The sequence below is a fragment of the Streptomyces sp. NPDC003011 genome, assembly GCF_053591515.1.
The window spans coordinates 60,074-78,908 of sequence record NZ_JBSFTY010000042.1 but is presented as its reverse complement, the minus strand read 5'-3'; the positions used below and the strand labels follow the sequence as shown (position 1 = coordinate 78,908).

Below are 18,835 nucleotides of genomic sequence, written 5' to 3'. Positions count from 1 at the left end.
TTCTCCTCGCCGGTGATCAGGCCGTCGACGGCGGAGAACTGTCCGGTGACCCCGATCGCGGCGCGTACCGCCCGGGGGTCGGTGGCCAGGTCGTGACCGCCGACGTGCAGGTCGCCGGCGTCGGCGGTGAGGAGGGTGGAGAGGATCTTCACGGCGGTGGTCTTGCCGGCGCCGTTCGGGCCGAGCAGCGCGAACACCGACCCGGCCGGCACCGCCAGATCGATGCCGTCGAGGACGGTCTTGTCCCCGTACGACTTGCGCAGACCGACCGCGGAGATGCCGGCGGGCGGCTGCGGACCGCCACCCAGGCTGGATGTGGACATGACAGAAGAAGGCATGGAGTCCTCCCTTTCGGAGGCTGAGGCGAGCGGGGACCGGGCGAAGAGCCGGGGAACGGGCTGAGAGCGGAGAACGGCGAAGCGCGGGCGGGCCGGCGGGCCGGTGTTCAGGGCCGGGCGCGGCGCACGTCGATGTTGCCGTAGCGGGTCCGGGCGCGGACCTCGACGGTGTCCTCGGTCTTGGCCGGCGTATCGGAGGCGGTGAGCGTGTTGCGCACCTGCCCCGAGTCGGAGTGGACGTCGAGCCAGGCAGCGGTGCCCTCCCGGACGCCGACCTCGATGGCGCCGTAGGAGGTCTTCAACTGGATGCTGCCGCGGGCCACGTCGGCGACGCGCAGGGTGCCATGGGCGGTGGTGGCGGTGACCGAGCCCTCGGCGCGCGCGATGTCGATGTCACCGTTGGCGCCGCTCACCCTCAGGTCGCCGGTCGCGGCGCCGACGGTCGTGGTGCCGTGCGAGTTCTTCAGGACGGCGGAGCCGTCGACGAGGCCGACGCGCAGGCTGCCGGAGCTGGTGGTGATCTCGGCCGTGCCCTCGATCCGGTCGACGGTGATCGAGCCGTGGGAGGCGGTCAGCTGGAGCGGCCCGGTCGTGTCGAGGCGGACGTCACCGGACGAGGTCTTCACCCGGGCCTCGCCGAGCCGGCCCTCGCCGAGCACCTGGGTCCAGGCGCCGGTCACCTCGACGTGCGATCCCGTGGGCAGTTCGACCGTCACGTCGACGGTACCGGTGCGCCCGACGAGATAGCGCTGCTTGGGCGTCCGGACGGTCAGGGCGCCGCCCATGTACGTGACCTCGGTCTGGCCGGCCGCCCGTACGTCCTGGTCCCGCTTCGGGTCGCGGGGCCGCACCTCGACGACGGTGTCGAGGCGGTCACCCGCGATGAACTGGATGGAACCGGCCTCCACGTGGGTCGTGGCCGAGATCGGTTCGGGAGTGTCGAAAGAAGGCATGGCTGTCCCGTCCTCTTGGGTCTTCAGGGCGTCCCCGCTGGTGGGACGTGGTGTGGGTGAGTGAAGTGGCGTGGTGAGCGAAGTGGTGCGGTGAGCGAAGTGGTGCGGTGAGCGAAGTGGTGCGGTGAGCGAAGTGGCGTGGACGGGGCGCGGCTAACGCACCCAGCCCGTGTAGCTCTGCCCGATGGACCGGGTCGTCTCCGTCGTACGCGGCCGGGTGCCGCCGTCGACCGCGGCCGACACGGCGCGCACCAGCCACGCGTTGACCGACAGGCCCTCACGGGTCGCGGCCTCCTCGGCGCGGGCCTTGAGGTGGGCCGGCAGGCGCAGGTTGACGCGGGCGGTACCGCCCTCGTCGCCGTCGGCCGGGGCCGGGGCCGAAGCCGGGGCCGTGAACGGTTCCACGGGTTCGGCGGGCCGCGCGGGGGCGCCGCCGGTGGCGGCGGGCGGCAGGGTCACCACGAAGTCGGGGTCGAGTCCGCGCAGCCGTACGTCGACCGAGCCGGGGGCGAGTTCGCGGGTGATCTCGTCCATCGCGGCGGAGAGCAGGTTGAGCATGGTCAACCGGGTCGCCGACTCCAGGGGAGCGGTGAGCCTCTCGGCCAGCTCGCGGGCTTCGTCGCCGCCGGCTTCGGCAGCCACCGCGAGTTCGCGGCGGAGGGTGTCGACATACGGGGTGAGGTCCATGACGCCATAATGGCACCACAATGGCGCTACATGCAAGCCCGAGTGGCGCCTTGCAGCGAGAAGGATCGACGACATCCGCCCTGACCTGCACTAACACCTAGAACGACGGCCTTGGTGATCACTTCCCCACGCTTACCCACGCCCACCCTTGAGCGCGAAGTGACACCGGATGGCACCAGATGGCGCCAAGCGACACCACTTGGCGCCACCCGGCACCACTCCGCGCACCGTGTCCCCAGCTGCGCCACGCGCGCTGATGGCGGCGGTCGCCGGGTCCCGGTCACGAGGAGAAACCAGCAGGCCGACGACGGCTCTGGTGTTGGATGCCCCCATGACCCTTCATCCTGTCGCCCGGCACCTGCCAGAGATCTCCGTGCTGCGTGAGCACTGCCGTGCGATGGCGATGCTGGAGGCGGTGCTCAGTCCGGAGTGGGACGACCGGTACTACACCTTCGACGCCCACTGGGCCACCGGGAAGCAGCTGGCGTCGATGCGGAACGGGTCGGGGGACGAGTTCTCCATCGTCTTCTCGGCCGCCGGTGCCTACATCCGCGGCTTCGCCCATGAGTCGCGGATGAGTCCCTACGTCAATGACGGCCCGTGGCCCGGTGTGCTGGACGACGTTCCCGAGGTCTTCCGGGCGTACGTCGACGAGCCCGCCTTCACGGACGAGGACGGACTGCCCCTCGTGACCGCCTGCGCGTGGCGCGAAGCGGGTGACGAGGCCTGGCGGACCGGGACGGCGGTCGAGTTCCCCACGAGCCACCGCGTCGACGATGAGGGTCGCAGCGGCAGCGGCAGCAGTGATCCGGACGGGGCCGCGTACGTGTTCCGGCTGCTCGTCGACCGGTCGCCGCAGGCGTTCCAGGAGTTCGCCGAGGACTACTACGACGTTCCCGTGCCCCTCGCGGCCGTACGGCATGTGTTCGCGCTGCGCCCGCTCACCGACGCGACCGTGACGGCCCTGGACCCCGACGTCTTCCTGGACGCGCTGGCGAAGGACATCGCCGAGATCGGCTATCCGACGTCGGCCTGAGGGCGTCGCGCGACGAACAGGCGGGATCCCTGGTCTCGAACACCAGGCGACCGCGACGGACGGCCGACGACCTCAGGGACGGGTCGATGACCTCGGGGACGGTCCAGGCACCGGCCGGGGACGGTCCAGGCACCGGCCGGGGACGGTCCAGGCACCGGCCGGGGACGGTCCAGGCACCGGCCGGGGACGGTCCAGGCACGGGCCGAGGACGGCACGTACTTTTTTGTAAGTACTTGGCAGCATCCGGCGCGCGACCCAAGCTGAAGGTCGTCAGCGGGCGCGGCGCCTCCGGCTTCTCCCGGCGGGCCGACGCCGCTTCCTTGCCGTACTCCCCTTCCCTCTCGCGGAGTTGAAGCATGTCCACGTCCACCGACCTGTCCGCCGTCACCGTCACCGTCCTCGGCCTGGGCCCGATGGGCCGCGCGCTGGCCGGCGCGTTCCTCGACGCGGGGCTGCGGACCACCGTCTGGAACCGCACACCGGGGCGGGACCGCGCGTTGCTCGAACGCGGGGCCCTCGGTGCCGCGTCGGCGGCCGACGCCGTCGCCGCGAGTGCCCTGACCGTCGTCTGCGTGGTGAACTACGACGCCTCCGACGCCGTCCTGCGCGATCCGTCGGTCACCGACGCCCTCAAGGGCCGTACGGTCGTCAACCTCACCGCCGACACCCCGGACCGCGCCCGCTCCACGGCGAGCTGGGCGGACGCCCACGGCATCCGCTACCTGGACGGCGCGATCATGACACCGACCACCACCATCGGGACGCCCGCCGCCGTGTTCCTGCACAGCGGACCCGCGGACCTCTACCGGGAACACCGGCCCGTACTGGACGTGCTGGGCGGCACCCACGCCCACCTGAGCGAGGACATCGGCCGGGCGGCCGCGTACGACGTCGCTCTGCTCGACATCTTCTGGACCGCGTCGGCGGGGTACGCACACGCCCTGGCGGTGGCCCGGGCGGAAGGCGTCACCGCGCGCGAACTCGCCCCCTTCGCCCAGGGCATCGCCGCGATCCTGCCGCCGCTGTTCGAGCAGTGGGCGAACGATGCCGACGACGGCACGTATTCCGGCGAGGGCAACCCGATCACCTCGGCGGTCTCGTCGATGGCGCACATCGTGCAGGCGTCGGAGGCGCACGGCATCGACGCGGGCGTGATGCGCGCGGCCGAGGGCCAGGCCCGCCGGGTCGTCGGACTCGGACACGGCACGGACGGGTTCATGCGGATCACGGAACTGCTGGGCCGCCGCTGAACCGGGAGCAGGCCCCCTCCGGAACCAGCACCGACACCGGCGGGAAACTCGATGGCGTCCCTCACGGCGCCGACGCTACCGTGCCCGTATGACTGCCGGGTCGGCCTTGTGCCGTGAACGAGTTGGGTGCCCGGCCTCTGAGTGAGGCCGGGGCGGGCCAGGAGCCCGCCTCTTTCTCTGCGCGCCTTCGAATGCCACGTTCCGAAGACACCAGCGACAGAGAAAGAAGAGAGAGTGCCCAACCCCTTCAATGATCAGATCATCGACGAGTTCCGCGCCCGCAAGGGCCGCGTGGGCGGCTTCTTCGAGGGCGCCCGTCTGATCCTCCTCACCACCACCGGCGCCCGCACCGGCACCCCGCACACCACCCCCGTCGGCTACCTCCCCGACGGCGGCGACCGCATCCTCGTCATCGCCTCGGCCGGCGGCGCGCCCCGGCACCCGCACTGGTACCGCAACCTCCTCGCGCACCCCCGGGCCACCGTGGAGAGCGGCGCGTTCACCTACGAGGCGCGGGCCGTCGTCCTCACCGGCGAGGAGCGCGACCAGGCCTTCGCGCGGGCCGTGGAGGCGGACCCGGGCTGGGCGGCGTACCAGGAGAAGACGGAGCGGGTGATCCCGGTGGTCGCCCTGTACGAGATCGCGCAGGGCGGCCCGCCGAACATCAACGCGGACTCCTTCGGCGAGGCGGTCAAGGTCGTCCACGACGCCTTCCGCCGCGAACTCGCGCAGATCCGGCAGGAGATGAGGACGGGCACGTCCACGCTCGGCGCTCAGCTCCGCGTCAACTGCCTGACGTTCTGCCAGGGCCTGCACAATCACCACACCGGCGAGGACCTCGGCCTGTTCCCGCACCTGGCCGACCGCCACCCGCAGGCCGGCCCGGCGCTCGCCCGGCTGCGTGCGGAGCACGAGTCGATCGCGGCCCTCGCCGACGACCTGCGGCGGGTCGTGACCGCCGAGGACACGGACCGCGAGACGGCCCGCGCGGAGGTGGAGCGCCTCACGGCGGAGCTGGAGGCCCATCTGACGTACGAGGAGGAGCAGGTGATCCCGCTCCTCGACGCGGTCTGAGCGACCGGGGCGCCTGCCGTCCCGGGCCCGGTCCGCGCGAGCCCCGGCTCTCGGGGCCCCCGGTCCAAGGCCCCCGGACGGAAGGCGCTCCCTAGAACGGCAGCCCCCGCCCATGCACCACATCCAACCGCGACACCGCCCGTGTGAGCACCACATACAACCGGTGCAGCCCCCGCCTCTCCGCCTCCCCCTGCCCGTCTCCCTCTCCCTGCCCCTCTCCCTCTCCCTCTCCCTCCACGATCGCGGCCGGTTCGACGGCGACGACATGGTCGTACTCAAGGCCCTTCACCAGGGTCGCCGGGACGACACTCAGCCGGGCCCCCAGCTCCTCCGGTCCGGCGGCCGGGATCCCGGCGGCGTCGAGCGCGGCGCGCACCCGGGCCACGTCCGCGTCCGCCGCGACGACCCCGATCGACCCCTCGCGTCCCAGCGCCTCCCGTACGGCGTCCACGACCGCGTCGAGCAGACCGCCCGCCGCGGCCTCCCGGATCCTCAACTCGCCGTCCTCGCGCAGGGAACGGGCCGGCGGGACGTCCACCTCCAGCTTGGCCAGCAGCCGGTTCGCCAGCGTCAGGACGGCCTGCGGCACCCGGAATCCCGTGGTCAGCGGCACCACGGCCGCGTCCGGCTTCCCGAGGTGGCGCAGGACCGTGTCCCATGACCGGGCCGCCCACGGTGTGGTGCCCTGGGCCAGGTCGCCGAGGACCGTGAGGGAGCCGAAGGGGGCCCGGCGGGCGATCGCCCGGCACTCCATCGGGGAGAGGTCCTGCGCCTCGTCGACGACGAGATGGCCGTACCCCTCGGGGTGCTCGACGAGTCCGGCGACCTCGTCCAGGAGGACCAGGTCGGCGGCCGACCAGCGGGCCGACTTCCACGACCGCGGCGGCTTCGCCCACAGCAGCGCCTTCTGCTCGCCGGCGTCCAGCAGCCCGTCGGCCGCCGCCGCCAACGCCTCCCCGTCGGTGAGGAGTTCGGCCACCACCTCCTCGGGCTTCACCCGGGGCCAGACGGCGTCCACGTACGCCCCGACCGCCCGCGACCCCGAGATCCGCCGCACCCAGGCGGCGCCGCGCGGCCCGGCCCGCCGCTCGGCCCGCAGTTGCAGGCAGCGCACGATCCGGTTGCGCACCCGCTCCCGGCCGACGGCGTACGGCGGTTCCTCGGTCCGTACGTCACGCAGGATCCGCGCGAGTTCGTCGTCGGACACCCGCCAGCGGTACGACCCGTCGGTGACCGCCAGGGACCCGGTGCCGTCCGCCGACACCCGTGCGTACAGGGCCCGCCGCAGGACCTGGGCCATCCGGGCGTCGTGCTTGACGACGGCGGTCCGGACGTCGTCGGTGCCGGTGACCGGGTGCCGTGCGATCTCCTCCTGGAGGGTCGACTGCCGTACGCCGGTCTCGCCCAGCGCCGGCAGCACCTGCGCGATGTAGGAGAGGAAGGTCCGGCTGGGCCCGAGGATCAGCAGTCCGCCGCGGCGGATGCGCTGCGGGTGGGTGTAGAGCAGGTAGGCGGCCCGGTGCAGTCCGACGGCGGTCTTGCCGGTGCCGGGGGCGCCCTGCACGCACACCGAGACGGACAGGTCGCCTCGTACCAGGTCGTCCTGCTCGGGCTGGATGGTCGCGGCGATGTCCCGCATGGGGCCGACCCGGGGCCGCTCGATCTCCCGGGCGACGATGTCACTGGCGAGCGGCGCGTCCCGGGCACCGAGGTCGTCGGCCGGGGACTTCTCCCGAGGGGCGGTGGCGTCGTCGGCCCGGGACCGCTCCCGGCCGAGGTGCTCGTCCTCCAGTCCCGTGAGATCGGCGGTGTCGCCGCGGCTGCCGGGCGCCCAGCCGAACCGCCGCCGCACGGCGACGCCTTGCGGGTCGTGGGCGCTCGCCTGGTAGAAGGCGCGGGAGACGGGGGCGCGCCAGTCGACGACGAGGGGCGGGCCGGCCGGGTGCTCGCTGATCCGGAGCCGCCCGATGTGGTAGCTCTGGCCGCCGTGCTCCGCGCCGGCGTCGCGGGCGAAGTCCAGCCGGCCGAAGAACAGCGGTCCGTCGGGCAACTCGCCCAGCTCCTTGGCCTGGCTGCGCAGGCGGTGGCCGAGCACCTCGGCGTCGGCACCGGAGGCGGAGACGTCCTCGCCGGTGACGACCTGTTCCCGGGCCCCGTCGACCATGGCGGCGAGCGCGGTGCGGGAGCGGTCGTGGTGGGCGCGTTCGCGGTGGAGGGACTCGTGGAGGGCGGGGTCAGGTGACGTCATTCCACCCAGCGTACTGGAATAACGTAACCGAGTTAAATTTCTTACTCGGTATCATTCGGTGGGGAGTCAGGCGAGGTGCGGCAGCCCGGCCGCGAGCCCCGCGTACGCCCGCTCGGCCGCCGCGACCGCGTCCGCCCGGACGTCCCCCGCCCGCTCCCCGGCCGCGATCCGTCGCCAGTTCTCCAGCGCGAGGATCCGCTGGACGGCGACGATCTGCCCGGCGGCCAGTCGCGCCTCCAGATCACCGCCGAGCGCCTCGGCGAGCGCGGCCTCCGACCGCTCCAGGTAGGCGTGGACCCGGGCCGCCAGGGCGGGGGTGCCGTAGAGCAGGGCGTGGAAGGCGAGCACGTCGGGGTGGTCGTTCAGCCCGGTGACCGGGTCCTCCCGCTCCAGCCCGTCCAGGAAGTGCCGGCGCAGCGCGGCGAGGGGCCTCTCCTGACCGGCGACCACCCGGGCGGCCTCCCGCTCATGATCGGCGAGCCGGTACAGGACGAGATCCTCCTTGGCCGGGAAGTACCGGAAGAGGGTCGGCTTGGAGATCTCCGCGGCCGCGGCGACCTCGGCGACGGACACGGCATCGAACCCCTTCTCCAGGAACAGCCCGATCGCGGCCTCCGACACGACCTCGTACATCCGCCGCCTCTTGCGCTCCCGCAGCCCGATCGCGCCCGCATCCGTCTCGCTCATGCCGCCGAGCCTACGCACCCGGACGCCGGCCTCCCCTTGACCTCAACCCCGGTTGAGGTCGAAGACTCCATGCATACGCAAGCAACAAGCACCACCGGACGAACACAGCAAGCACCACCGGACGAACAAGCGGAGGCATCCCGTGCGAGCGATACAGGTGAAGGAGTTCGGCGGCCCGGAGGTACTGCTCCCGGCCGACCTCCCGGACCCGGTCCCCGGCCCCGGCGAGGTACTGATCGACGTGGCCTACGTCGACACGATCTTCGTGGAGACCCAGATCCGCGCCGGCCGGGCCCGCGACCACTTCTCCGTGACGCCGCCGTACGTCCCCGGCGGCGGCGTCTCCGGCACGGTGGCCGCCCTCGGCCCGGACGTCCCCGACACGTGGCTGGGCCGCAGGGTGACGTCCTTCGTCCAGGGCGGCTACGCCTCCCGGGCGGTCGCGGCGACCGACGCCCTGACGGCCGTACCGGACACCCTGGACCTCCTCCCCGCGGCGGCCCTGGTCCACGACGGCGTCACCGCGACGGGGCTGCTCGAACTGACGTCGGTGACCTCCGCCGACCGCGTCCTGATCCTCGGCGCGTCGGGCGGCATGGGCACGCTCCTGGTCCAGCTGGCCGCCCGGGCACGGGGAGCGCATGTGGTGGCACTCGCCCGGGGCGCCGAAAAGCTGGCGCTGGTGCGGGAGTTGGGCGCGTCGGCCGCGGTGGACCTCACGGCCGGCGACTGGCCGTCCCGGGCCCGGGAAGCCCTGGGCGGCGCGGCCGACGTGGTCCTGGACGGCGTGGGCGGCGAACCGGGCGCCACGGCCTTCGCGTTGACGGCTGACGGAGGACGGTTCTCGGCCCACGGGGCACCGACGGGCGGCTTCGCGGCCGTGGACACGCAGGACGCCCACCGGCGGGGCGTACGGCTGCTGGGCATCGGCGACCTCCAGTTCCCGTCACCGGACCTCCGGCGCCTGAGGGCCTACGCGGTGGCGGAGGCGGCCGGGGGGCGGCTGCGGCCGGTGGTGGGCGCGGTGTTCCCGCTGGAGGAGGCGGCCGCCGCGCACGCGGCCGTCGAGGACCGCCACCTGACCGGGAAGGTGGTACTGCGGGTGTGAGTCCTCAGGCCGGCGCCGCCCGCCGCCACTGCGGAACGGCCGCCAGCTCCCAGAGGTCGTCGAAGTGCTTGGTCCAGGTGGCCACGGCCGCCTCGGCGGCGGCCGTGCCCTCCCGGGTCCAGACGTTGAGGTCCGTTCTGTAGCCCTTGGGGTCGTAGTACTCCGGGCCCATGTGGTGCAGACGCATCCGGGCCGAGAGGTCGTACAGACCGTGCAGGACCTGCACCCGGTTGAAGATGCAGATCTTGTCCCTCGGGATGCCCGGATAGAAGCGGTACTCGCACTCCACGACCAGTCGGCCGGTGGCGGTCAGCCGCTCGGCGATGTCGGACAGGATCCCGTCGTACTCCTGGCACCGCCGTGACATCCGTGCGCGGAACTCCGGGTCGTCCAGCGGCCGGGAGTCGTCACCGACCTGGGACGGCACGATCATCGGCTGCCCGAAGTCCGGGACCAGCATCCGTATCGAAACCCTCCGCGTGGGCCCCTGGTTGTCGAAGAGATCCTCCAGGCGGTGGTACAGCGCGTTGTACAGGGTCTCTCCGGTGTAGCCGAGGAACCCGATCTCCACCCGCCGCGCCTCGAAGGCATCGCTGACGAAACTGCCCAGCTCGCTCGAGTTCACCAGGGCGCGGGCCGGCACCCGCACCGCCGAGGACAGCTCCTTCACCGCGTCGTACAGCACGTAGCCCACCAGGCTGAGCAGGGCGCCGCCGAGGAACGCCTTGCCCTCCAGGGCGTCACCGACGGGCGTGACGAACTGGGCGGTCAGGCCCGTGACGAAGATGGTGACCAGCAGAATCCGGGTCAGCACGGGTTCGAAGCGCTCCTGGAAGCGCCTCAGCCGTTGGACCACTCCGCCGTCGGCCGGTCCGTCCGGGCGCTCCGCCATGCCCCGCCCCCTTCATGCCCGCGAGGCCCGACGGAGGGTCACATGCCTCCTCGGCACCCGGCTTTTCGGTTCAGTCATGGTCCCCCCACCCCAGAGCCCGGGCAAGATAGGGGTTCGCCGTCGGGCGGGCGGCCAGGCCCAGCGAGCCCATCGCCGCCGCCAGGGTCATCGCGTACGAGTCCACGGCCCGGCGGACGTTGGGGGCGTCCAGACTCGCCCCCGTCACCAGCCGGTCGAGGTCGACGTAGGCGGACCGGACGATCTCGATCCAGCGGTACACCCGCCAGTCCTCGCGCCAGTCCCGGGTGCAGGCGGACGGCAGCTTCCGCTCCCAGCGGCGGAACATCCGGTCCCGGATCTCCGGCCGGGTGGGGGTGAGGTGCATGTGCCGGACCAGGTCGTACAGCGGGTCGCCGACCAGCGCCATCTCCCAGTCGATGATCGTCAGCGCGAGGTGGTCGTCACGCCGTACGAGGTTCCACGGGTTCAGGTCGCCGTGCAGCAGGGCCGGCTCCCGGTGGCTCACCTCGTGTCGGGACAGGATCCGTCGCAAGCCGTCCTCGTCGGGCAGCCCGAGCAGCCGGGCCAGGTGCTGCGACTCCTTCGGCAGGTCCCCTACCAGCGCCACGAGTTGGCCTCGCAGCCAGTCATGGAAGCCACCCTCGCCCGCCGCCGGGTCCACATGCCGGTAGTTCACATGCGTCAGGGCGCAGAGCTGGTCGACGAGCTTGTCGGCCTCGTGCGGCAGCAGTCCGTACACCGGGTGGCTGGGCAGCTTGTCGATGTCGCGCGGTCCGACGTACGTGTGGATGGCGAAGCGGTCGTTCGGATAACTCTCCCCCAGGGCCAGCGCCCTCGGTGCCGCCACGGCGCCGTCCGCCTGCTCGATGGCCCGCAGGACGGCGTGCTCGCTCAGAAAGCTGCGCTCCCGGCGGCAGACGTCGGGCAGCTTGCGCCGCACGACCACGGGAAAGTCGACGCTGGGGACCCGCACGACGGTGTTGAGGTGCGCGGTCCCCTTGAAGACCCGGCACGCCGGGGCCGCTCCCTCCGCCACCAGGGCCTCCCGCACGGCGGCGGCGGGGAAGTCCGGATGGTCGGGAAGACGCCGGTCCGGCTGCCAGCGCAGGGTGTGCACGAGCCGCCCCTTGCCCTCGTAGGAGCCGCCGCCACGGGAGGTCAGCCACCGGAACAGGGCCCGCTCGATCTCGCCCGTGCCCGGCAGGTTCTTGAGCCGCAGCGGCTCCTCCGCCGCTTCCAGCGCCCGGCGCACCTCCGCGGTCGCGTCGTCCAGGCTCTTCTGTGTGCGGGCCTCCTCCAGGGACCGCGCGGCCCGCATCACGTCGGGGTAGACGGACTGCGCCCGCTCGAAGGCCAGGTAGTGGCGCAGGTCCCGGGCCAGACCGTTGACGGCGGCGGGACGCGTACGCTGCATGGCTTGCGCCCACGCGTCGATCACCTCGTCCCACTGGTGGTCCGGGTACCGCATGCGCACGAGGTGGGTCGCGAGGTCGTGCAGGGGATCGCCGTAGGTCGCCAGTTCCCAGTCGACGCAGATGAGGGGCGGGTCGCCGGCGTACGACACGATCAGGTTGTCGCGGTGCAGGTCCGCGTGGAGCAGGCTGTAGGGCCGCCGGGCCATGGCGGGGACCCGCTCGGCCAGCCGCAGCAGGGCGTCCTCGGGGATGCCGAGCGCCGCGAAGAGCCCGCCGAACTCCACCCAGTTGGGGCGTCTGATCTGCTGGTCCGCGAGGTGCGCCAGCGTGCGCAGGAACCCCTGGCTGTCCAGGTCGTTGGTGGGCCAGGCGGCCGGCAGCGACGGCAGCGTCCCTCGCCTCACGGTGGCCATCCGGGCGAGCAGACCGGCCAGCGCCTTGACGAGCAGGGTGTCGACTGGCTTGCCGTTCCCGCACACCGTGGAGAGAGGTACGCCTTCCACATAGCTGTGGACGGCGAAGTGGTCCCCCTTGACGAGGCACTCCGGCACGTTGGGCAGGATCCCCTTGATGGCGTCGAGGATCTCCGCCTCGTTCGGCCACGTCCTGATCACTACGGGCAGCGCCTCCACGCGCCGGAGCCGCACGGTGACGTACGTGCCCGGCGGACGACCGCACAATCCCGCCATCGGCTCGGTCAGCGGCAGCACGTAGTTCTGGTTGTGGTGTCCGCCGGTGGACTCGCCCAGCTGCACGGCCCTTCCCACGAACGCCCGGTGGACGTCATCGGGCGTGACGCGTTGCCTGGCGTCGGAACGGGGATGGGAAGCTGTGTCCACTGGCCGCTCCGGAAGCGAGATGGGGGTGGCTGGGCAAACGGTAAGCACACGGTGAGCGCCGCGCACGACGGAGTGACGCTCGGGTGGCTCCAACGGGTGGTTCGCCACTGTTCTGCCTGAGATCTGTTCGCGTTCGGCCGGTAGGCCCATCCATACGAACGCATGCGAGCGACTGCTCAGTCGGCGCGGGCATGCTACAGCAACCCGGCAGCAGCCCCGGAGACCCGCCGTACCGCTCTCCGGCGCCTTCCGAAGCTACTCGGCGAGCAGTCCCCAGACCGAGTCGAACCACCTCTGCATGCTCTCCACGAAGATCGTGCCCGGGGAGTTCGAATCCGCGTCCTTCACGTGGTGGGTGAGGGTGGCGCCCAGACCCAGGACGTCGAGCGCCATGACCTCCTCGGCCTCCTCGTCGGAGCCCAGCATGATCTTGCGCTCGATCACCTCGTACGGTCCGTGGAGCGCTTCGACGCCGTTGAACAGGTAGAGCTTGAAGGTCGGGGTCAGCGGTGTGTGGCGGACCTGCACGCCGACGAACGGCACCAGCCCCTCGGTCTGCAGGTCGCGCAGCGATGCCTCAAGCGAATCCGTGTGCCGCTCGGTGATGCCGCGCAGCCGCTCCCGCAGGCGCTCGTCGCTCCTGTCGTCCTTGACACGGGGATAGGGCAGCGGCAGCGTCGCGTCCGGCAGCAGCAGGCGCAGGACGATGCGCTGCGGGCTGATGAAGCCGCCACGGATGCGTTCCGCCTGGAGCCGGATGTGGGCGTCGAGGGACTCCGACGTCAAGGTGTAGACGTCCAGGGTCACTTCCGGCTGCTCGAAGGCCTCACTGATGAGCGGGGCCAGTGTCACCCCGCGGCGCAGCCTGGTGGCCTTGGCCGCCGAGGACTGTATGCGCTGCGTCTTGATCACCCTCGACCCGCTGCCTTGCCGCGACTCGATCCAGCCCTCGCTGGCCAACTCCCGCAGCGCGCGCTGCACCGTGTCCCGGGAGACCTCCAGCTCCTCGGCCAGGTCACGCTGGGACGGCAGGAAGGAACGCACCGGATACGTCCCGTCGGTCATCCGCCCCCGGAGTTCGTCGGCGACCCGCTGGAACTCCTTGCCGCCGCTCTCACCGGTCTGGTGTCCGTCCACATGTGGACCGTACCGCTTCCAGTCCACAAGCAAACCAATGTCGCGGCAACTCGGCAGTCCTATGGGGCGGTTGGTTAAGGGATCACTCCGCCCGGGCAGACCAGCTCTACGACAACCGGTCCAATTGGACCGCTAGTTGGCCGCTTCTCCGGAAGTGGCAGGGAGGTGGACGGACATGCTCCTGTTCCCCGTGCTCACCGGACTCGGCGAGCTCGCTCTCGGCCTGATGGCACAGGCCAGACTCGGCGCCGTCGGTGTGGCGCTCCTGTTCCTGATCGGGGTGGGCGTACGAGCGCACCGCGGCGGCCTCGCCGTCGGGGCGGCCGTCGTGTTCACGCTGCTCATGACTCAGGCCTGAGCGCGCATCACCTTGAGCACCGGCTCCAGGGTGGCGACGGTCACCGTGGCGCCCGCGTCCCGCAGCAGCTTCTCCTTGCGCTCGTTACGCGCGTAGCCGAGGAACGGAACACCGGCCGCTCGCGCCGCGTACAGGTCCGAGGGGGTGTCGCCGATCATCAGCGCGTCCGAGGGCGCCGAGCCCATGGCGTTCAGCGCCCGGTTGAGACAGTGGGGGTCCGGCTTGAGGTGGTTGAGCTGCTGGGTGCGGCCGTAGACGTGGGGGGCGAAGCAGGAGGTCAGCTCCCGGCTCGCCAGGTAGGTGCGGACCACCCGCGGGGAGTTGTTCGTCGCGATGGCCAGCCGGGCCCCGACCGCCGTCCAGGTGCGGACCAGCGGGTCCGCGTACGGAGTGGGCATGGCCGAGGCCGTGGCCCGCAGTTCTTCCTGGGTGAGACGTTCCTCCAGCTCGTCCACCAGATCACTGCCGGGATGTCTGCGGTCGACGGCGCGCAGGACTATGTGCGGGTCCAGGGAGCGGCGTTCCTCCTCGGTGAGCAGGCCGTGCAGGCCCCGTCCCTCCAGCCACTCCACCAGGTCGTCCGCCACCTTGTCCGCCGCGTGGCCGGCGAACAGGCGGCAGATCGGGCCGTCGAAGTCCCAGAGCACGACACGCGCGCGGGCGGTCAGTTCTCGCAGTGCCTCGGTCTGAGCTGCCACGGGTTCAGTCTGCGTCGTATCAGAAGTCACTAGGAGAGTGTCAGGTCCGTCGTGATGGTTTCCCAGAGGGCGTCGAACCACTTCTGGGATTCCTCCACGAACGCGGCGTCCCGCTGCCCCGCCCGCTTCTCGAACGAGAAGAGCAGGGACTCCGTGCCCAGGACGTCGTACATGTCGAGCATGCCGCTGTCCGACGGCTCCTCCCGTCGCGTGATCATGTAGTACGCGATCAGCGCCTCCCCCTCGTTCAGGAGGTACAGCTTCACCGGCGGGGTGAACGGCAGGGCGCGGAATCCGACCTGGACATCGATGCCATGGGAGGAACGCAGGGCGAGCAGGTTGTGCTTGAGGACGTGGCCCTGGGCGTTGCGCTGGGTCAGCCAGCGCTGATGGACCGGGTCGCTGTCCTCACCGCGGCCCTGGACCGGAACGGGGAAGGCGAGCGGGATCTCGCGGGAGGGCAGCAGGATGCGGACGGCGACCGACTCGGGGTGGATGCGGCCCTCGTGGATGAGCCGGATCGGTTCTCCCAGGGCCAGCATCAGCGACTCGGCGGTGAGACAGGCCGCGTCCACGCGGACGTTCGGGGCGGCGAACGCCTCCGTCAGCCGGGGCGCGAGCCCCACCATCGTCGGCTGCGGCTGCTCACCCGCCGTCGTGCGGGCCGGCTCCGCGATCCGTGGCGGGCTGCCCTTGCTGACGTTGCTCAGGAGGCCGTCGTCCTGGAGGGCGCGCAGGGCCTGGCGGACGGTGCCGCGTTCCACGCCGAACTCGTCGGCGAGTTCGGCCTGGGTGGGCAGGCGGTCTCCCGCCCTCAGGTCACCGGTGCGGATCCGCTCCCGCAGGACGTCGGCGATCTCCTGGGGCGAGAGTTTTCTGCTGCCGTTCACTGCCACGTTCTCCTGAGTCACGACCAAACGCTACAACTGCGATCCATCTGAGGGGAGTTGTTTGAAAGTTGTTTATAAGTGGCGACCAAGCGGGGACAACTACATCAGAGTTGGCTGCCAACTTGGTGAAGTTGGCGGAAGTTTTGCCTCCACACCCCCACGCCCGTCCCGTCCCGGAAGCCCGAAGGGGGAACCACCGTGCCCGCACTCGCCCTCCTCTCCGCCGTTCTCGTCGTCGGCATCGAGCAGACCGTCCAGTGGAAGTACGGCGTCACCGGCCTCGTCGGCCTGCTCCTGCTCACCGTCGGCGTCAAGGCCAAGAGCCCGGCCGTCAGCTCCGTCGGCGCCGTCGTGCTCGCCCTGCTCGTGTCGGGGCCCGCCCTGTGAGTCCAGCGCGTCCCGGCCGGTCCACTGCGGGAGACCTCAGCTCGTGAGCGTCAGCTCCGAACTGATCGTCTCCCACAGTGCGTTGAACCACAGGTGCGACTGCTCCACGAACGTCGCGTCCCGCAGGCCGGCGCCCTGCTCGAAGGCGAACAGCATCGACCGGGTGCCCTCGGCGTCGTACATCTGCAGGTGCTCGTGGTCGATCTCCGCCTCGTGCCGCCCCAGCGTGTAGTACGCGAACAGCGCCTCCTCCCCGTTGAGCAGGTACAGCTTCACCGGCGGGGTGAAGGGCAGCGCGCGGAAGGACACGTGCACGTCGATGCCGTGGGTGGCGCGCAGGGCCAGCAGGTTGTGCCGGAGCACCTGCCCCTGGGCGTTGCGCTGGGCCAGCCAGCGGCTGTGCACGAGATCGTCGTCGCCCCGCGCCTCGACCGGCACCGGGAAGGCCAGCTCGATGTCCCGGCTCGGCAGCAGGACCCGGACGTCGATTCTGGCCGGTTTCCGCCGCCCGGCGTGGATCTGGCGCAGCGGCTCACCGATGGCGAGGGTGAGGGAGACCGAGGTCAGGCACAGGGCGTCGATCTCGACGTGCGGGGCCGCGAAGGCGTTCGCGATACGCGGCGCGAGGGCCACCATGGTGGGCAGCGGCGGGGCGGCGGGGCCGGCCGGCGGCCTGGTCAGGCCCGGATCCGGAGCCACGGTCGCCGGGCTTCCCTTGGAAACGTTGGTCAGCAGCTGCTCCGACTGCAGGATGTACAGCGCCTGGCGGACGACCCCCCGCTCGACGCCGAACTCGTCGGCCAGCTTGGCCTGGGTGGGCATGCGCTGACCCGGCCGCAGCCGCCCGGACCGGATCCGGGCACGCAGTTCGTCGGCCACCTCACGATGTGACGTGTGTGACCGCTGTGCCCTCTTCCGCCCAGTGACGGCGGCGTGTTCCGGGTCCACGACAGAACACTACAACTTCCCGCCATCTTAAGGCAGTTCACCGAAAGGTGGTTATGAGTCGCTTCCAAGAGGAGATAAGTACAGTTGAGTTGGTCACCAACTTGAGCAACATGGTCAAGCTTCCGCAAGGTTGGCCAGCTGGTGACCGGCCGGGACCACCGTCCCGAAGGGGGGACCGCCATGCCGCTCATCGCCATCGCCATCGCTGCCCTTGCCGTCGGCTTCGAACAGTTCGTCCAGTGGAAGCTGGGCGCGATGGGCATCGTCGCCTTCGTCGCGCTCACGGTCGGAATCAAGGTAAAGAGCGTGGCGATCGGCGGGATCGGAGCGGTGATCCTCGTGATGCTGCTCGCCCAGTCCGGCTGATCGGGTTCCCCTCCGGAGGGGAGCCGGGAGCCCGGTCGGTCCGCGCACAGCCACAACTGAACAGCACCGCCACAACCGCACAGGCAGGACCCGCACCGCCACAACTTCACACAGGCAGGACCCGCACAGCCACAACTTCACAGCTCGCTACGGACGCAGAGCAGCAACCGCCGTCGTCGGGAGGGAGGTCAGAAGATGTCCGGGCACCAAGGACGCCTGGACGTACGCAGCAGGGCGTCGGCCGACCGGCCGGCGCCCGCTCGTTCTTCCCGCACCCGCCCCAGCGCGGCCAGCCGTACGGCCGACTCGTCGCCGAGCCACAGGGCCGCGAGGTCGCCCACGTCGAGAGTGAGATCGGCGCCGGCCGTCGTCGGCGTGCAGGAGCCGCCCTCCGGCGACGCCTGGAGCCGGTAGCGCCCGCCGCTCAGACCGTCCCGGTCGGCCACCTCCAGCACCAACTCGCCCTCCCCCGCGTACGCCCGCGCCTCCAGCGCGCGGACCACGTCCAGGATCCGCACCCACAGCCAGTCCGACTGGGAGGTGATCCTGGCCGCCCTCGGGTTGGGCAGGAAGAACGGGAGCAGGTCGTCGGGGGCCCGCCAGCCGCTGGTGACCTGGGTGATCCAGTCGATCGAGCAGAGGTAGCGCCACAGGGCGCGTTCGGCGGCCGGGGAAGACGCGACCAGCCAGTGCACGCTCGCCGTGTTGTGCGGCTGCTTGTCGCGCCAGTCGTCGTCCGCCCCGTACGAGGCAAGCCCCTCGACCTCGCCGTCCGCCGAGCGGTACGCCGCGTAGTACGGCTCGGTCCAGGACGGGTCGAGCCGTACGGCTCCCGTGGTGACCCGCCACCACATCTCCTCGCGGCTGACCGCGCCCGGCTGGGTCCGGCGTATCCGCTCGTGCAGTTCCGGTCCGAGCTTGCGGACGTCCTCGGCGTCCACGAGGTCGACACGGCCGCCGTCGTCCGGGAGGGGCCGGCGCAGGTCGAGGCCGGTGCGCGGGACGTCGATCGTCCACTCGGTCATCCAGGTGGCGGCGCCGAAGCCGTACCGGCCGTAGATCGGGTACTCGGCGGCGATCAGGGTCGCGACGACGTCGCCGCGGTCCTTCGCGGCCGTGAGATCCCGGGCCATCATGCGGGTGAGCAGGCCGCGGCGGCGGTGGGTGGCGGTGACCGTGACGCCGGTGACCGCGTCGGCGGGCACGGCCGCGCCGCCGACGGCGGTGAGCTGCTGGTCGAAGGAGCGGAACGTCGCGACGCACCGGCCGCCGTCGAAGGCGCCGAGGAAGCGTCCGGGCCGGAACTGGGTGCGGCGGGCTTCCAGCTCGCCGTCCGGGACGGTCGGGGGACGCAGGAAGCCGGTGTTCACCGCGCGGAGCCAGTCGCCGAGTTCGGGTTCGGTGACCGGCCGTACGTCGATGCCGGGGTGCGGGCGGGTCATGGGGCCACGGTAGGCGGGCGCGGGGCGGGTGTCGCGGGCGTTTTCCGCACCCGGCGCCCCG

At 71.6% G+C, this 18,835-nt stretch carries 19 protein-coding genes; 7 read left to right on the top strand and 12 right to left on the bottom strand.

Features of this window, described 5'->3' with window-relative positions:
* From ACWD0J_RS22395 to ACWD0J_RS22385, 3 genes are all read right to left on the bottom strand, one after another.
* The coding region (locus ACWD0J_RS22395) for an ATP-binding cassette domain-containing protein (RefSeq protein WP_451497565.1) at positions 1-338 on the bottom strand (338 nt) is incomplete at its 3' end.
* Between the two features lie 107 nt (positions 339-445).
* Positions 446-1,291: a DUF4097 family beta strand repeat-containing protein gene (locus ACWD0J_RS22390; protein ID WP_451497564.1), complete on the bottom strand. Its 846-nt coding sequence runs from the start codon at positions 1,289-1,291 to the stop codon at positions 446-448.
* 153 nt (positions 1,292-1,444) lie between these two features.
* Positions 1,445-1,978 (bottom strand): toxin-antitoxin system HicB family antitoxin, encoded by a 534-nt coding sequence (locus ACWD0J_RS22385; RefSeq protein ID WP_451497563.1) that lies wholly within the window; start codon positions 1,976-1,978, stop codon positions 1,445-1,447.
* A 331-nt stretch (positions 1,979-2,309) separates the two neighbouring features.
* Between ACWD0J_RS22385 and ACWD0J_RS22380 the strand changes: the two genes are divergently transcribed.
* From ACWD0J_RS22380 to ACWD0J_RS22370, 3 genes are all read left to right on the top strand, one after another.
* On the top strand, positions 2,310-3,014 hold the full coding sequence (locus tag ACWD0J_RS22380) for a hypothetical protein (RefSeq protein WP_451497562.1): 705 nt from the start codon (positions 2,310-2,312) through the stop codon (positions 3,012-3,014).
* Between the two features lie 356 nt (positions 3,015-3,370).
* Complete coding sequence (locus ACWD0J_RS22375) at positions 3,371-4,264, top strand: NAD(P)-dependent oxidoreductase (RefSeq protein ID WP_451497561.1); 894 nt, start codon at positions 3,371-3,373, stop codon at positions 4,262-4,264.
* Between the two features lie 234 nt (positions 4,265-4,498).
* Positions 4,499-5,338: a nitroreductase/quinone reductase family protein gene (locus ACWD0J_RS22370; protein ID WP_451497560.1), complete on the top strand. Its 840-nt coding sequence runs from the start codon at positions 4,499-4,501 to the stop codon at positions 5,336-5,338.
* A 91-nt stretch (positions 5,339-5,429) separates the two neighbouring features.
* Here ACWD0J_RS22370 and ACWD0J_RS22365 read toward each other — a convergent pair whose 3' ends face one another.
* Both ACWD0J_RS22365 and ACWD0J_RS22360 read right to left on the bottom strand, forming a co-directional pair.
* Positions 5,430-7,586: a HelD family protein gene (locus tag ACWD0J_RS22365; RefSeq protein ID WP_451497559.1), complete on the bottom strand. Its 2,157-nt coding sequence runs from the start codon at positions 7,584-7,586 to the stop codon at positions 5,430-5,432.
* Positions 7,587-7,652: 66 nt separating this feature from the next.
* The gene (locus ACWD0J_RS22360) at positions 7,653-8,273 is read right to left on the bottom strand and encodes a TetR/AcrR family transcriptional regulator (protein ID WP_451497558.1); all 621 of its coding nucleotides are present in this window, start codon (positions 8,271-8,273) and stop codon (positions 7,653-7,655) included.
* Positions 8,274-8,415: 142 nt separating this feature from the next.
* On the opposite strand from ACWD0J_RS22360, the gene ACWD0J_RS22355 reads away from it, so the two are divergent.
* Complete coding sequence (locus ACWD0J_RS22355) at positions 8,416-9,381, top strand: zinc-binding dehydrogenase (protein ID WP_451497557.1); 966 nt, start codon at positions 8,416-8,418, stop codon at positions 9,379-9,381.
* Between the two features lie 4 nt (positions 9,382-9,385).
* Here ACWD0J_RS22355 and ACWD0J_RS22350 read toward each other — a convergent pair whose 3' ends face one another.
* The 3 genes from ACWD0J_RS22350 to ACWD0J_RS22340 all read right to left on the bottom strand — a co-directional run bounded on the left by ACWD0J_RS22350 (position 9,386) and on the right by ACWD0J_RS22340 (position 13,685).
* Positions 9,386-10,273 carry a hypothetical protein gene (locus tag ACWD0J_RS22350; protein ID WP_451497556.1) on the bottom strand — a complete coding sequence of 296 codons (888 nt, stop codon included), beginning with the start codon at positions 10,271-10,273 and terminating at the stop codon, positions 9,386-9,388.
* A 70-nt stretch (positions 10,274-10,343) separates the two neighbouring features.
* Positions 10,344-12,398, bottom strand: a complete 2,055-nt coding sequence (locus tag ACWD0J_RS22345) for a phosphotransferase family protein (protein ID WP_451497566.1) — start codon at positions 12,396-12,398, stop codon at positions 10,344-10,346.
* 405 nt (positions 12,399-12,803) lie between these two features.
* Entirely contained in the window at positions 12,804-13,685 is an 882-nt protein-coding gene (locus ACWD0J_RS22340) for a winged helix-turn-helix domain-containing protein (RefSeq protein WP_451497555.1), read from the bottom strand.
* Positions 13,686-13,860: 175 nt separating this feature from the next.
* Between ACWD0J_RS22340 and ACWD0J_RS22335 the strand changes: the two genes are divergently transcribed.
* On the top strand, positions 13,861-14,043 hold the full coding sequence (locus tag ACWD0J_RS22335) for a hypothetical protein (RefSeq protein ID WP_451497554.1): 183 nt from the start codon (positions 13,861-13,863) through the stop codon (positions 14,041-14,043).
* On the opposite strand, the gene ACWD0J_RS22330 is transcribed toward ACWD0J_RS22335, so the two are convergent.
* A complete protein-coding gene (locus ACWD0J_RS22330; protein ID WP_451497553.1) occupies positions 14,034-14,771 on the bottom strand; it encodes an HAD family hydrolase in 738 nt (245 codons plus the stop codon). The genes ACWD0J_RS22335 and ACWD0J_RS22330 overlap by 10 nt on opposite strands.
* Positions 14,771-15,658: a GntR family transcriptional regulator gene (locus ACWD0J_RS22325; protein ID WP_451497552.1), complete on the bottom strand. Its 888-nt coding sequence runs from the start codon at positions 15,656-15,658 to the stop codon at positions 14,771-14,773. Before ACWD0J_RS22325 ends, ACWD0J_RS22330 begins: the two co-directional genes overlap by 1 nt.
* A gap of 171 nt (positions 15,659-15,829) precedes the next feature.
* Here ACWD0J_RS22325 and ACWD0J_RS22320 point away from each other — a divergent pair, with 171 nt between their 5' ends.
* Complete coding sequence (locus ACWD0J_RS22320; protein WP_451497551.1) at positions 15,830-16,018, top strand: hypothetical protein; 189 nt, start codon at positions 15,830-15,832, stop codon at positions 16,016-16,018.
* A gap of 36 nt (positions 16,019-16,054) precedes the next feature.
* On the opposite strand, the gene ACWD0J_RS22315 is transcribed toward ACWD0J_RS22320, so the two are convergent.
* Positions 16,055-16,966, bottom strand: a complete 912-nt coding sequence (locus tag ACWD0J_RS22315) for a winged helix-turn-helix domain-containing protein (protein WP_451497550.1) — start codon at positions 16,964-16,966, stop codon at positions 16,055-16,057.
* 180 nt (positions 16,967-17,146) lie between these two features.
* Here ACWD0J_RS22315 and ACWD0J_RS22310 point away from each other — a divergent pair, with 180 nt between their 5' ends.
* Entirely contained in the window at positions 17,147-17,332 is a 186-nt protein-coding gene (locus ACWD0J_RS22310; protein WP_451497549.1) for a hypothetical protein, read from the top strand.
* Between the two features lie 188 nt (positions 17,333-17,520).
* Here ACWD0J_RS22310 and ACWD0J_RS22305 read toward each other — a convergent pair whose 3' ends face one another.
* Positions 17,521-18,774 (bottom strand): GNAT family N-acetyltransferase, encoded by a 1,254-nt coding sequence (locus ACWD0J_RS22305; RefSeq protein WP_451497548.1) that lies wholly within the window; start codon positions 18,772-18,774, stop codon positions 17,521-17,523.
* Positions 18,775-18,835: the final 61 nt, after the last annotated feature.